The organism is Chelatococcus sp. HY11 (genome assembly GCF_018398335.1).
In the GTDB taxonomy this organism is placed as follows: domain Bacteria; phylum Pseudomonadota; class Alphaproteobacteria; order Rhizobiales; family Beijerinckiaceae; genus Chelatococcus.
In genome coordinates this window covers 3,645,260-3,659,746 of record NZ_JAHBRX010000001.1, presented here as the reverse complement: position 1 = coordinate 3,659,746, position 14,487 = coordinate 3,645,260, and the positions used below count along the sequence as shown (strand labels likewise).

The window sequence follows — 14,487 nt, the reverse complement described above, 5'->3', positions numbered from 1 at the left end:
ATGTATTCAGATACGTTCAGCCAATCGACGACTGGCGAAGATAGATTTCTTTGGATCCGGCGACTTTCGCTCGAGAATACTCGCGCCAGCGCTTGAAGCCGGAGGCCCGACACGGCGTCCCGTGAGCCCCTTGGGCACGGCGGCAATCAGAAGCCGGGTGTAATCGTGCTGCGGATTGTCCAATACGTCCCGACAAGCGCCCTGTTCCACGACGGCGCCGTTGCGCATAACGATAAGTCGGCTACATAACGTGCGGACGAGCGCGAGATCATGGCTGATGAACACGAGCGTCAGGCCAAGCTCCCGCGTGAGGCGTGCCAGGAGATTGACGACCTGCGCCTGCAAGGACACATCGAGCGCCGACACCGGCTCGTCGGCAAAGAGGATATCCGGCCGCATGGCGAGCGCCCGGGCGAGCCCGACGCGCTGGCGTTGGCCGCCGGACAGCTCGTGCGGCAAGCGTGGCGCGAGCTCGGCGCCCAGCCCGACGAGGGCGAGCAGTTCATGGGCCTCCTGTCGCCGCCCTTCGCGCGCCACTCCACGCAGCGCCAGGGTCTCGGTGAGGCACAGCTCGACCGTCTTGCGCGGATTGAGCGCGCTGCTCGAATCCTGGAACGCCATCTGTACGCGCCGACGCCATGGCCCGGCGTGGTCGCGCATCAGTTCTGCGAGGTTCTCGCCGTCGAGCAGGATATCGCCCACCGTTGGCGCGATCAGCCCGACCGCGAGGCTCGCCAAGGTTGATTTGCCCGATCCGCTTTCGCCGACAATGCCCACCACGTCGCCGCGATGAATATCGAGCGATACGTTGTCGAGCGCGACGAAAGGCTTGGTGCCCTTGAGGACCCTGTCGATGAGGCCGCCACGCGGATAGGACTTGGTCACGTCCCGTAGGGAGAGGAGGGCCGGGCTCATTGCGGCCTCCAGCAGGCCAGCCGATGCGCCACATCGGCCACCAGCGGTGGCATGTCCGACGCGCAGACGGCCTCGCTGCTCGGACAGCGCGGCTGGAACGGACACCCGGCCGGCATGCGACCGAGACGCGGCGGGGCGCCCTCGATGGTCGCGAGCGGCCCGACCGGCCCGTCAAGCCGCGGCACGCAGGAGCGCAGCAGCCTGGTGTAGGGATGGCGCGCGGCGAGCTCGATGGTTTCGACCGGCCCGTCCTCGACGACCTTGCCGCCGTACATGACGACGACGCGGTCAACGACCTCCGCCACGAGTTGCAGGTTGTGGGAAATGAAGACGACCGCAAGACCGAGATCCCGGCGCAGTTCCGCGATCAGGTCGACGATCTGGGCCTGCACCGTCACGTCGAGCGCCGTGGTCGGCTCGTCCGCGATCAGCAGGCGGGGACGGCAGGCGATCGCCATGGCAATCAGCGCGCGCTGGCGCATGCCCCCCGAGAATTCGTGGGGATAGGCATCGAGGCGCCTCCCCGCATCGCGGATGCCGACCCGCTCCAGGGCGTCGGCCGCCACCCGCCGCGCTTCGGTCTGGCCGACGCCGCGATGGGCGCGGACCACATCCGTGATCTGCCGGCCGATGGTGAGCGCCGGATTGAGCGAACTTTGCGGATCCTGGAACACCATCGCCATGTCGCGACCCCGCAGGCTGCGCATCTCCGCCTCGCTCGCCGCCGTCAGGTCCCGCCCGTCGAACATGATGCGCCCGCCGGTGATGCGGGCCGTGCTGCCGAGCAGGCGCATGGCGGCCAGCATGCTGAGGCTTTTGCCGGAGCCGGACTCGCCGACGATGCCGACGGCCTCGCCTGGCGCCACGGTGAGGTCCACACCGCGCACGGCTTCGATCATGCCACCACCCGTGGCGCGGAAGCCGACCCGCAGGCCTTCCATGGCGAGCAACGGAGCGTTCCCACTCATGCGACCAGTGTCCTTGCTTCACTGCGCGGATCGAACAGATCGCGCACCGCATCGCCCAGCAGATTGAAACCGACGACCGTGATCGAGATCGCGAGCCCCGGGAACACCGGCAGCCACCACTCTCCGGAGTAAATGGCGCTGCGGGCATCTGACAGCATGGTGCCCCAGCTCGGGCTTGGCGGCTGCACGCCCAGCCCCACGAAGCTGACGGAGGCCTCGATGACGATGCCGATCGCGACGAGCAGCGTCGCCTGGACGATGATCGGCGACAGGCAATTGGGCAGAATGTCGCCCAGCACGATCGCCCTGTGGCTCGCGCCCTGGAGCAGGCGCGCCTTGACGAAATCCGCACGCACCACACGCTGCGCGACGGCATAGGTGACGCGGCCGAACACGGGCGAGAACAAGACACCCACCAGCAGCACGATCTTCGCCTCGTTCGGCAAGGCGAAAGGCCCAAGATGCAAGGGCCCCACCCCCAGGATGCCGACGATGGCGATGGCCCAGACGAGCAAGGGGATAGCCGCGATGCCATCGATGATGCGCATCACGAGCTGATCGCCAAGGCCGCCCTTGTAGGCCGCGAAAAGGCCGGCGGACACGCCGATGAGGGCACCGATGAGGACGGCGCCGATCCCCACGGTGAGCGAGGCGCGCGCCCCGTAGATAATGCGGCTGAGCACATCCCGGCCCGCCTGGTCCGTACCGAGCCAATGCACGGCATCCGGGGGCATGAGCCTGTCTTCCAGACTGACTTCGAGCGGATCGAATGGAGCGATGACGGGCGCGAGCAACGCGCTGCCCAGCATCAGCGCCACGAAGGCCGCGCCGAGCCAGCCGGTCCAATCCACGCTGCGCAGGGCGCCCGACCAGCGGTTCATGCCGCGCTCCTCTGGCGTGGATCCAACGTACGGTTGACGAGATCAGCCGCGAGATTCGCCATGACGAAAATGACCGTAAAGAGAAAGACGATGCCCTGCAGCAGCAGGAAATCCCGCTGCGAGATCGCGTTCAGCAGCGCCCGCGACAGGCCCGGGATGTTGAACACCTGTTCGATGATCAAAGCCCAGCCGAACATGTAGCCGAAGGAAAGGGCCGCCAGATTGATGACCGGCGGCAGCGCATTGACCAGCGCATAGGCGACGACCTTCCAGGATGGCAGGCCCATGGCGCGCGCCGTGCGCACATAGTCTCCCCGCAGCGCCTCCTGCAGGCTCGCCTGCGTCATGCGCGCGAGAACAGCGATATAATAGACTGCCAGCGAGACGGCGGGCATCAGGATGGTCTTGAGGTGCGCCACGAGACCTGCCGAGGGCGGCGCATAGCCACCGGGAGGCAGCAGGCGCAGATCCACCGCGATAAAGCGGATGAGGATGATCCCCAGCCAGAAGGCCGGTATCGACAGGCCGACGACGGCCCCCAGCCGCGCCAGCCTGTCGAACACGCCCCCCGGTCTCAAGGCGGCCGCGATGCCAATGGCAAGGCCGAAGACCATTGCGATGAAGAAGGCAAACAGAACAATTGATAAGGTCACAGGGAGAGACGCCATGATTTCCCCGGCCACATCCCGCCCCGTTACGAATGATTTTCCGAAGTCTCCACGCGTGACGACATCGGCAAGCCAGTCGCCATACTGAACGAGGACCGGCCTATCAAGGCCATGGCTCTGCTCGAACTCGGCTATTTGCTGCGCCGTGGCGTCAGTCCCCAGCACGACCCGGGCGGGCGAACCCGGTCCGGATCGCGTCAGGAGAAACAACGCCAGCCCAACGAACAGCAACGTGCCAATGGAAGAGACGATCCGGCCGGCGATGAGGCGAAACATCGATCCAGACCGCGTCTATACCTTGGTCTCGCCGACATACATCGTCAAACCCTGGTTGACCTTGAAGTCTTTCACGCGGTCGCGCCAGAGGTTCGAGGCGTGCACGTAGCCGAGCACGCCGATTGGCGCGTCGCGCGCGACGATAGACTGGATCTTCCCATAGATATCCTTCAGCTTGGCCTGATCGGTCTCGGCGAATGCCGCCGACAGCAAGCCGGTCAGCTCCGGATTGTCGTAGCCTGTGCTCTTCGACAGCACTTGCCCGGGCGTCAGGGTCACCTGCACGATATAGCTCGCCTCGCCCGGCGACATGAAGACCTGCAGCGCCATCTGATGTTCACCACGCGCGATCTGCTGGATGAGCACCGAGAATTCATAGACCTTGAGGTTGACCTTGATGCCGATCTTGGCGAGCTGCGACTGCACGAAGATCGCCGCATCCTTCGTGTCGAGCAGGTAAGGCTCGGCCTGGATGCTGAGGTCGACCTCGGCGCCGGTCGGATACTTTGACTTCGCGAGGAATTCCTTGGCGCGGTCGAGGTTGAAGCCGAGTTCCTTGTCCGCTTCCGCGTTGTACCACCAGCCGCGCGGCGGCGCCGGCACGGAGGTCGGATCAAGGAGCCCATAGTAGACCTTGTCGCCGATGACCTTGCGATCCAGAGCCGCTGAGATCGCCTTGCGGAAATTCACATCGTCCAGCGGGGGCTTGAGGTTGTTCGTGAACATCAGGAGGGCACCGCCCAGCGTGGGTCGCGAGGCGCCCGTGACGCCCGGCATGTCCTTGAGTTTGTTGAACTCCCGTGGCGGTGGCGCGCTGATGATATCCACCTGCCCCGTGAGCAGGTAGGCGACACGCGTCGCGTCCTCCGGGATCATCTTGACGACGAGCCTGTCCCAATGTGGCAAGCCCTTGCGCCAGTAATTCGGGTTTTTCTTGAAGCTGATGTAGTCGTTCGGCTTCCACTCCTCGAAGATGCCGAACCCCGTCCCGACGCCCGCGGGCCTGGATTTGAAGTAGTCGTCGCCATGTTCCTTGCGCGACCCGGCCGGGAAGATGCCCATATACTTCGTCAGGAAGTAGAGCCAAGGTCCATACGGCTCGCTGAGATCGAACTGCACCTTGTCCGGCGCAAGCGCGGTCACCTTTGCGATACGCGTGAAGAGGGAGCGCCGCGCCGCCTTGTTCTCGGGATCGAGCAGATAGTCGAAGCTGTATTTCACGTCCTCGGCGGTCATCTTCTTGCCGTTCTGGAACATGACGTCATCGCGCAGTTCAAAGACATAGGTCTTCTTGTCCGCGGAAATCGTCGGCAGGGCCTTCGCGAGCTGCGGCTTCAAAACCCCATCGACGTCATATTCGACGAGGTTCTCGAACACGGTCTGGCCGAGAACCATCGCGTCATGATTGAGCTGGTTGATCGGATCCATGGTGATCGGATTGCTCGGCAGCACGATCGTCAGCGTCTTGCCCTCGTTGGGCTGCGCATGGAGCAGACTGGCCGGAAGGAAGGATGCCAAAGCGCCAGCCGCACCACCGGCGAGCAAGCGGCGACGGTCTGTCTGAAAACGATCCATCGAAGTCCCCCTCATTTTTGAACGTTGGCCGCGCGGGGCCCGAAGGCGCGGCGGATCAGGCAAGCGTAGCACCGAGGCACCATTGAATTAAAATAAGAAGCCTTGGTCACTTGATTGATTTTTGCTATCATCTCGCATGCCGAGAGAGCTCGGCGCAACGGATCGCCGCCACTCCCATGCGCTACACCTTCGGTCAGGCCGAAGCCTTCTACTGGGTCGCCCGTCTCGGCGGTTTCCGGGCTGCGGCCGCGCATCTCAACCTCTCCCAGCCGACGGTCAGCCTGCGCGTGAAGGAGCTCGAGCGCATACTTGGCGGCGACCTTTTTGACCGCTCCCTGTATCGCCCAGTGCCGACTTCGCTCGGCGCGAGCATCTACGGCGACGTGGAGCGCATGCTCGCCCACGCCGAGCTGGTGCAGCGCCGCTCGCGTGAGGACATGCCGGGCCACGGGCTCCTGCGCATCGGCGCGGCCGATTCCTTCGCCGCGCGCATCCTGCCGGATCTCCTGGCCGCACTTGCCGCCAGGCACCCAAGCCTGCAGGTGGACGTCACGGTCGATTTCAGCACCCGGCTGGAGCAGTTGCTGCTCGACCGGGCCATCGACATCGCCTTCCTGTCGCAGCCGCGCGCCCACGAGAAGATCGTGATTACGCCGCTGTGGCAGATCGATCTTGTCTGGGTTATCGGGCGCAACCTCCCTTTCGACGGCGGCGTGGCCACGCCTGAGAAGCTCGTCGGCCTCCCCATCTTCACCAACAGCCCGCCTTCCGGCCTGTTCACGACCATTCAGATGTGGTTCGGCACCCGTGGCCTGAAGCCCTTGAGGCTCAACACATGCAATCCGCTCACGGTGATCGCGCGGCTGGCAAACGCCGGCACGGGCGCGGCGCTGCTGCCGCGCGAGATTCTCGGCTTCTCAGGAGAAGGGCTGGATCTCAGGGTACTGGAGGCGGACCCGCCCGTTGCGGGCCATCACCTCTGTGCCATGTGGTGGGAATCGGAGACGGCGGGTGAATATGCCTATCTGGCCGACATGGCCCGGCAGATCGCCACACGTCGATAGTCGCGCGTCATCAGGCGTGTAGCGCAGCGGCGCAACCGGAACCTTGGCCGTCATTTCGGATAAGGTCACGAATTCGGGCGCTGAGGGGCGGCCGCCTTGACGATCTTCTGCACTGTCCGGAAGGACATGCCGGAGTTGCGCGCCAGCTTCCGGATGGACCAGCTCGTCGCGGGCTCGTCGGGGCCGCGATGCGCGAAGCGTAAATTGACAACCTGCTCCACCGTGTCCGCGTCGAACTTCGGCGGGCGGCCGCGGCGAGGTTCCTTTATCCCCTCAAGTCCCATGTCCGCATAGCGCTTGCGCCACTTCCCAACGGCCTGCTGGGAGAGATTGACGGCTTCGCTGATGGCATTGTTACGGGCGCCGTCGGCCGCGAGGAGAATGCACTGCGCCCTCACCTGCTCGTCAGGCGTGGCGGTCTGCATCCAGTCTTCGAGTTCCAGGCGGGCGGCTTCAGACAGCGTGATCGGCTGCGCTTTCATGACTTCCTCCGGTGCGGGGGTCGCCAGCGGCGACCGATGCGGCCTCAGATCGGAAAGTCGGCATGCATGGTAATGAAAAATAGGACCCGGCGCGTGCACCGGGTCCCGAAAAGCGGTCATCCAAGGGTCCTTGGACGACTTGGCTGGAAATTACGCCGTGAAGAGCAGGTCGTCCTGGGAGATGCCCGAGACGCCGGTCAGTTCGACAACATCAACGATGTTGAAGTTGAAGGCCTGAACGGGGCCTGCCGACTCAGTGGCAATCTTGGCCAAGGAGACGTGGAAGTCACCATCCGTGTCGCGCCAGCCGATCAGGAAGGCATCATTCACATCCGCACCCGTACCGGCGATGATCGCCTGCATGCTGCCGATGTTCAGAGCCGACGCAACCGCGTTGTGATTGGCGAAGGTGCCGGTCACATCGATGAAGGAAGGCGTGGACACGAGGCTGCCGAGGTTGCTGAGCACATTGTCCAGCGTCAGGAAGTCGGCCTGGAGGTAGGACTCATTTGCCGCCACGATGTCGAAGCCACGGGTGTTGACGAGCTCACCACCGCCGGACAGCTGGCTGTTGATGCCGCTGATGTCGATGACGATCTTGTCGTTACCGTCGTAGTTGAAGTCGGTAACGATGTTATTGGACACCGTCTTGCCACCGACATTCGACTGACCGGCATTGTTGAAGATGACATAGTCGTCACCCCCGCCGAGCGTGATGGTGTTCGAGCCCTTCGTGGCGGTCACCACGACGTCGTTACCCGTGCCGGCATCGATGGTGTTCTTGCCGATGCCGCCGTAGATGAAGTCGTTACCGCCAAGAGCCTTGATGACGTCGTTGCCGTCACCAGCCTTGATCCAGTCACCGGTCACCTTGCCTACGAAGCCGTCGTTAGCACCGAAGCCAGACTGATTCTCGTTGTTCAGGTTGTAGAAATTGTTCTGACCACCGTTATTGCCGACATCGCCGTAGCTCACAAAGCTCTTGTCTACGTTCTGGCTGTACTCGGTGAGATCATTATTCGTGCCGGTAAAGTTCACGCCTACCGTGTCGTTCTCGAAGTCGACATGGACGGTGTCATAGGTCAGGCCGGAGTAGTTCTGGGTCTTGATCGCCTGGTTGGCAAACGTGAACCAGTGACCACCGCCGCCTTGGTAGCTGCTCTGGAAATCGCCTTCCTCGAGGACGCCGGCGCCGGACGCGGTCAGCGTGCCGAGGCTGGAGCCCTGCGAGATGTTGTTGGCGAGGATCCAGGTGTTGACGCCGACCGAGGCGCCGTTGGCGACCGTGATCGTGGTCTTCTCGACATCGCCGGCACCGAGGTACCAGAGGTTGGTCTCGGAGTCGTTCTGGGCGTCCAGGGTGATCTCGGAGATCGTGGCGCCGTTCGAGAGAACCGGGCTCGTCAGATCACCAAGGGCGTTGATGATATTGACATTGGTGGTGGAGCCCTGCGCCGACGACAGGTGGACTTCATCGAGGTAACGGGCTGCGTCGAACGGCGCCGGGTTGTTGAAGCCCAGAGCAAGGCCGAGGCCGACCGAGTTGATGAAGATGTCGCCGCTCGCCGTCGCATGGGCGTCGAAACGCTCCAGCGCGTCGACGTTGCGGATATCGCGCAGCAGGATGTCGCCGGTGTCCTTGGTCTGGAAGGACATGTCGGTGACCGCATTGGTGCCGCCGATATCGTTGAAGCCGCCCATATAGTAGTAGTAGTCGCCGCTATAATTGAACGACGGGTAAGCACCCTTGTTGCCAAGAACGAGATCGCCCTTGCCGCTGTTCACCACTTCGAGAACGCGGGTCACCGGGTGCGAGGCATCCGAGATATCGAACTGCCAGGCATCGCCGGAGAGATCCGGACCCTTGTTGGTGAAGTAGGTGTCGAACTGGCCCTTCGACTCGAAGTGGAACTCGCCAGCGCGCTTCACGCCGAGAGCACCCGCCTCGTCATTGGCCTTGTTGTTGGTCCAGGTGACCTTCAGGTTGCTGTCGGAGACACCGGGAGCGTACTCGATGTTGTGGTAGGCATCGGCCTGCGTGCCGAACACGTTCAGGTTCGCGACGGTCGAGTCCATGTTGATCAGCGAGATGCGGTTGTCGCTCTCGTTGACGTTCACGGTCTTGACGTCATCGACCTTGGCGAAGTTCAGGGTCGCATTGGCCTTGAAGGTGAGGTCGAAGGTCTCGATCTCGGTGCTCGTCGGCGCGCGCGTGCCACCCGTGGTGAAGGTCGCATAGAGCGTGTCGTTGCCGCCGTTGCCATCGAACACGTCGCCGTTGGAGAGCGTGTCGCCGGTGTACAGCTTGTCGTTGCCCGAGCCGAGCTTGACATTGATGTCAGTGGTCGAGTCGGAGATGTTCAGCGACAGGTTCGACTTGGCAGCCGAAGCGTCGATGCTGGTGAGGCCAGCGTCGAGAGCGCCCTTGATGCCGAAGTTGAGGCCAGCCGTGCCACCGTCGATGGTCAGCTTGGTGGTGCCCTGGCTGTGCAGCGAGGCCAGGTTGGACTCGAAGCCGGCGGTGTCGTTGATCGTGAGGGCGACCGTGCCGATCACGGCGCCGACGTCAGCCGTCAGCTTGACGTTGCCGGTGACTTCCTTGAGGCCGAGCTTCACCGTCTTGTCGGCGCCGACAGCCTGCTTGTCGAAGTCGAGCGTGGTGGTCAGCGTGCCATTCGAGGTGACATCGTCGTCGATGCTGTAGACGGTGTCCGAGCTCTGCAGGTTGTTGAGCGCGGTGTCGACACGCAGCGTGTCAAGCGCGATCGCGTCGATGTCGGTCCAGCGGCGGGTGTCGACCGTGACGGGGCCCGTGCCGGCGGCATCGCTGGTGCCAACCTTGATGAGATCGACATTCGTGATCGTCTGGCCATCATAGCCACCCGACGTGAACTCGAGCTCGACCGTGCCGGAATGGCCGGTGATGATGTCGCCGGCGGTCAGCGTGCCCGTGCCACCACGAACGACGTCGCCGTCATGGATGTTGAGGATGTCGACGCCCGAGGTCAGCGCGATGACTTCCGGCTCAGGCTGCGGCTCAGGCGGCAGGAAGTCCGGGTTGAACAGCGTGCCGGTGTAAACAGGCTGGCCATCGGCGGCGGCTTCGAGGAAGCCGGCGATGTATTCCTGCGACGCGGAGGTGAACTCCGGCGACTGCGAGAACGACAGGACGAGGCGGGCGAGAGCTTCCTCACGGCCGACTTCCTGGGTCCACTGGCCGAGAGCCGCGGTCCAGAACTGAACGCCAGCCGGCTCACCCTCGCGGCCGAGCACGTTGACATACATCTTCGCGACGACAGCTGCGTCGGGAAGCGAGTCGTACTGGTCCTGGAACTCCTGGCTGACCGCGAAAGCAGTCGACAGATTGCCGAGCGTCAGCTTACCGCCGACATTGGCCTGCGTGTAGCTCTGGACCCAGAAGTCAAGACCGGCGCTGTCCGGCACGCGACCGAAGACAGCCTGGTAAAGCTGGACGACAGGGTTAACGCTGCCGCGAGCGGCGGTGATCAGAATATCCTGAAGCTCCTGCACAGTATCGTAAGTACCGGCAAGGGCATTCACTTGGGATTGGGTCGGCGTAACGCGAAGGATTGCTTTGTAGTTTGCAGCAACGACTGCGGGATCAAGAGCCATGGACGGATCCTCTCGAGACACAAGGGGCAGGCCAGGCTGCAAGCCGAGGCATCTGCCGTAGCCGGGGGTATACAGCGTTCTTCATACCCTTACAAGCGCATAGTAAGCGTTTTTTATATCCCCATGCTCCAGGAAGGCCGCTTCTAGAAATATAAAATGCCATTTAAATCAATATGATAGATATTGTTAACCGCAAGAATGCAACACTTCGTCCGGAATTATAAGAAAAATCACTACGATCGGCGTACAGCAAATATTGCACCCCGGGGGCAAGTGCAGTACCTTTGCCGAAGGCTGGAAACGTCGCATGTCGAGGCGCGTGATGTATGGAAACCCACAAAGACTAGATGATTCGGACGTTCAGTCGCTCAGACGCGACGCCGGACGGTGGCTCAAGGAGCGACGTGAGGCCGTAGGCCTATCCCAGCGTGAGCTGGCGGCCCTCGTCGGCACACAGTATTATACTTTCATATCCCAGCTTGAGCTCGGTCGTGGTCGTATCCCTCCTGACCGGTACCGCGCTTGGTCGAAAGCGCTCAAGATAGACTTGAAGCTTTTTGTGCAGACCATGCTCAAGTTCTACGACCCCGTCACCTATGATATCCTCTTCGAGGGCGAAGGCGCTTAGCCGCCTACCGACCCGCGCTTGGCTGGGCTGGCCATGGCAAGCAATCTCATAACGAATCTTTACTTCTTCAGGCGCAAATCCAAGGACTGGACTCCCCAGGACTTGGCCGACCTTGCGCGCCTCGAAGCCGCGCTGCGGCGCTGCGGTCTCAATATCGAGTCGGAGCATGGGTGCTCGGATGAAGGAGACCCGTGGTTCATCTTCACAAGCGTCGACACAGAAGATCCGATTATTCATATCGCCTATATCGACGGGGTCTTTGTCATCGCGAGTGGCTTTGGCGAGGCCCTGCAGGATCGGGCCCTTGGAAAAGTCGTTGAGAGCTTCCTGACGCGGCATGTATCTCGCCTGCCAGTCGCGCAGCCTCCAGACCAGACATCCAATGTCATTGCGCATCCGGCCGCGCTGCTGCCAAGCGTCGTCGCGCCGCTGTTTGTCAACAACCTTAGCGAGAATCTCAATAATTCCTACAGTACCGGCGTTCCGATCCCTGCCACCAGCAAGCACGCCTGGGTTGCGACGGCTGCCTCGCGATTGAAGGATCAGGGTTCCTTCCCTGCGGCGGCAGTGCTTCTGGCCGCGCTCGCCGCTGCCATCCACCAGCGTGGGGTCGTCGACGGATCGAACCCTTCCCCGCATGCGGTCGAATCCACGGATGCCCATGATCCATCATCGATAGCCATGGACATTGCGATGGCAGACCCGTCCCATGTCGCCCCGGGCACGGGGACAGGCATGGCGGACATAGATGCCAGTCCGGACGGCAGAGCGCGGCACGTCGTTCCCCCGCATGCGACGTCTTCTGGTGCGCTTGAAGCAGCCGATGACGCCGGGAGCGTTGACGACAGGGCGTTAATGGTGGCTACGGCCAATGTTGGCAAGCTGGTCAACAAGGTCTTGGCGGCTGGCGAGGCGAGCTTGGCGGCAACGGCTGATTCTGTAGCTGAGGCTCACGCCAGTACCGAAGATATCAGCGACGCGATAAAGCAGGCGATCGATCAGATGCTCGCCGGTGGACGTGGAAGTAACGGCGCACCCGAAGCCGAGCCGAGAGTGCAGTTTGCCAGCCTGTTCGTCGCGAACGACCATTTGCCAGAGTATTCGGTTGCGGATGATCGCACCTCGGACTTTGACGGGGACGGATGGGTAACGAGCACCGCGCGTTTGGGTGCTGCGAGCCTCGATAACGATACGTCCGAAGCAAAAATCCGCTTTCCCATCGCATCGCCCACGCTCCCTCAGGATCCTTCTCCATCGGTACCGGACCGGATGGCCGATTCCCTCCCGATTAACGATCCGTCGCCGCCCCCGACCTTGCTTCCGCAACCTCCCACGTCTGGCCAGCACAATCCGCCAGCCGATCCTGTCGTTTCCAACGCACGTGCGATCAGCCTGGTCGAAAACTTCATGGACAACAATCGCAACATTCATATCCGGGACGCGGACGGAAAAGGCGCATTCGGCCAGGGCGGGGGCGATGTCGTATACTCCACTTCCGATCTCAACGATTCCTCAGGCACAGGAAAGACCTTTGTTCTTACGACTCTGGCGGCAGAAGATGGGTCTCACATCACGTTGATCGGCTTCCTGAGCACAGAGCTCTGGCTCGCCTCTTAAGCGATCCCGCTGCTCTTCGTTTTTCTTCTTTGGTCCAATTCAAGGCTCGACATCGGCGCCATCGAAAGATCTGTCTCATAATTTCGTTTCACCTTAACCGGAGCTGCCAGAAGAGGGCGGAGAGGAAGCGAAGAAAATGAAATACTGCCAGCAAAGGCACAGCCCAAGCTTACGCCGACATGGATATGAAACATTTACGTGAGATCAGCGGGTTTAGCGAAGTTGGACTGAAGGCTCAATCATGCGGCGCTCCGCACCATTTTGCCCGGCTGGGCTAATTGTTGCTGCTCCCAAACCGTCAGCATCCCGGTGCCTGCTGACGAAAGTGTCGGCGACGGAGGTGACGTTTTTGGAAGCATCGCAGTGATTCGGGGACGTGTCGCAAGCCAAGTGCAATCGCACCCGCCACGATCGGGGAGTGCAATCCGTTAACAACCAATTATGCCATCGCGAATCGAGGCTTTTTCTCGTTACGTCCAGCATTCTGAGAGGACCTTACAGCTTCACCGCGCAAGCCGCGCCTCGTTGGTCCAAATGGTTGCCATTAGAATTCTGAGATAAATAGGTAATACCATCTCTATCCCTGCTCATCACAGATAGGGCGCCTGAAATTCCACCTGAACGTAACGCATTATGTAAAGTCGGAATTTTCCGAATAGTGGGATGCATCACGCCAGCTGCCGATGCCAAGATCTTGGTATCGCGCGTAAACTTGGAAAATTCGGTATGCGTCGCGTAGATTCATGATTGAGGGGAGTATGAACTATCTTCACTTGAAGTCTGCGGGCAAGCAGGATCTTACGGATCTACTTTGGCTTGAAAAGGTGTTGAATAAAGTCGGACCTCGATTCGAGATATCTTCCTCAGTCAGTGAAGATGGAAGCGAATGGGTTGCCGTTATCGATGCGGAATACGCTGAGACTATTGTCCATATCGCCTGGATTGATGGCGTCGCACTCGTTGCGTCATCTCCGTTGCGGGCCGCAAGCAGCGGTCCCCGCCTTCGCCCTCTCTTGAAAAATGCACTTGAAGAGAACGGCATCAACGCTCGGGCGTAGATCGCTCCATTTGCGTCGCGCTCAAGCCGGCGGCCCCACAGATGCGCGGCCGCCCCTTGGCGCAATACGCCTTTCTTCAGCGAAGTTTTATGGGTTGCGCTTCCCGATAGAACCGGTTGGCCAGCGGCCCGCATTCTCCTGCATCCGGTTGCTTTTTTAAAGCTTGCCAGCGCTCCTCCCGATGCCAAGCTTCCCGGCTTGGTTCCCCTCGACAGATCACGTGACACCTTGCCCCTGTCCACCACGGCATAAGCTACAGCATCTTGCCGGCAAACGAATAGTCGACACTTGCCAATGGTATGTAAAAATAATACACCCTTGCATGCAAGGCTGGCGCAATGAATTGCCTGGCAGAAGCTCGTGTGAATGAAGGTCCGTCATGCGCGCGCCATGGTGGTCGCGCTATCTGCATCTCCGACATCCGAAGCTAGGCAAATGGGCAGATCATCCGACATTGCCACACTTGATGGCGTCGTTGAGACAGTACCCTGCAAAAAATGTTCTATATCAGTGACCATCGAAGGTGGAGTCGTCAGTCTATCAAAGGGTGAATGCTGCATTTGGACGCATCTCTTCCTGCGCGATGGCGGTCTTCCGGGGTCCCTGTACCGCACCTGCCCGATCGTGGAACTTCTTAGAAAGCTGGAACTGGCCAAGAATAAGGATATCGTTTTGAAGCTGTAGAATCTCGGCACATCTTCGGTAGAGGCAGGAATTTTACA

Annotated in this window: 11 protein-coding genes; 4 read left to right on the top strand and 7 right to left on the bottom strand. The window is 61.3% G+C overall.

Annotation, left to right across the window (positions count from 1 at the left end; all coding sequences use genetic code 11):
• Positions 1-6: 6 nt before the first annotated feature.
• Genes KIO74_RS16690 through KIO74_RS16670 form a run of 5 tightly spaced genes read right to left on the bottom strand, consistent with a single transcriptional unit; the run spans position 7 to position 5,283 of the window.
• Positions 7-915 carry an ABC transporter ATP-binding protein gene (locus KIO74_RS16690; RefSeq protein WP_213332921.1) on the bottom strand — a complete coding sequence of 303 codons (909 nt, stop codon included), beginning with the start codon at positions 913-915 and terminating at the stop codon, positions 7-9.
• Positions 912-1,883 carry an ABC transporter ATP-binding protein gene (locus tag KIO74_RS16685; protein WP_213332920.1) on the bottom strand — a complete coding sequence of 324 codons (972 nt, stop codon included), beginning with the start codon at positions 1,881-1,883 and terminating at the stop codon, positions 912-914. Before KIO74_RS16685 ends, KIO74_RS16690 begins: the two co-directional genes overlap by 4 nt.
• Positions 1,880-2,764, bottom strand: a complete 885-nt coding sequence (locus KIO74_RS16680) for an ABC transporter permease (RefSeq protein WP_213332919.1) — start codon at positions 2,762-2,764, stop codon at positions 1,880-1,882. The genes KIO74_RS16685 and KIO74_RS16680 overlap by 4 nt, the downstream gene beginning before the upstream one ends.
• Complete coding sequence (locus KIO74_RS16675; RefSeq protein ID WP_213332918.1) at positions 2,761-3,708, bottom strand: ABC transporter permease; 948 nt, start codon at positions 3,706-3,708, stop codon at positions 2,761-2,763. The genes KIO74_RS16680 and KIO74_RS16675 overlap by 4 nt, the downstream gene beginning before the upstream one ends.
• 15 nt (positions 3,709-3,723) lie before the next feature.
• Complete coding sequence (locus KIO74_RS16670) at positions 3,724-5,283, bottom strand: ABC transporter substrate-binding protein (RefSeq protein WP_213332917.1); 1,560 nt, start codon at positions 5,281-5,283, stop codon at positions 3,724-3,726.
• A 176-nt stretch (positions 5,284-5,459) separates the two neighbouring features.
• On the opposite strand from KIO74_RS16670, the gene KIO74_RS16665 reads away from it, so the two are divergent.
• The gene (locus tag KIO74_RS16665; protein ID WP_213332916.1) at positions 5,460-6,347 is read left to right on the top strand and encodes a LysR family transcriptional regulator; all 888 of its coding nucleotides are present in this window, start codon (positions 5,460-5,462) and stop codon (positions 6,345-6,347) included.
• Between the two features lie 65 nt (positions 6,348-6,412).
• Here KIO74_RS16665 and KIO74_RS16660 read toward each other — a convergent pair whose 3' ends face one another.
• Complete coding sequence (locus KIO74_RS16660) at positions 6,413-6,829, bottom strand: helix-turn-helix domain-containing protein (protein WP_213332915.1); 417 nt, start codon at positions 6,827-6,829, stop codon at positions 6,413-6,415.
• A gap of 150 nt (positions 6,830-6,979) precedes the next feature.
• Positions 6,980-10,462 carry a DUF4214 domain-containing protein gene (locus KIO74_RS16655; RefSeq protein WP_213332914.1) on the bottom strand — a complete coding sequence of 1,161 codons (3,483 nt, stop codon included), beginning with the start codon at positions 10,460-10,462 and terminating at the stop codon, positions 6,980-6,982.
• Between the two features lie 322 nt (positions 10,463-10,784).
• On the opposite strand from KIO74_RS16655, the gene KIO74_RS16650 reads away from it, so the two are divergent.
• The 3 genes from KIO74_RS16650 (at position 10,785) to KIO74_RS16640 (ending at position 13,765) form a co-directional block, all read left to right on the top strand.
• Complete coding sequence (locus KIO74_RS16650; protein WP_213335629.1) at positions 10,785-11,090, top strand: helix-turn-helix domain-containing protein; 306 nt, start codon at positions 10,785-10,787, stop codon at positions 11,088-11,090.
• 33 nt (positions 11,091-11,123) lie between these two features.
• Positions 11,124-12,707 (top strand): hypothetical protein, encoded by a 1,584-nt coding sequence (locus KIO74_RS16645; protein WP_213332913.1) that lies wholly within the window; start codon positions 11,124-11,126, stop codon positions 12,705-12,707.
• Between the two features lie 758 nt (positions 12,708-13,465).
• On the top strand, positions 13,466-13,765 hold the full coding sequence (locus KIO74_RS16640; RefSeq protein ID WP_213332912.1) for a hypothetical protein: 300 nt from the start codon (positions 13,466-13,468) through the stop codon (positions 13,763-13,765).
• The last annotated feature ends 722 nt before the right edge of the window (positions 13,766-14,487 follow it).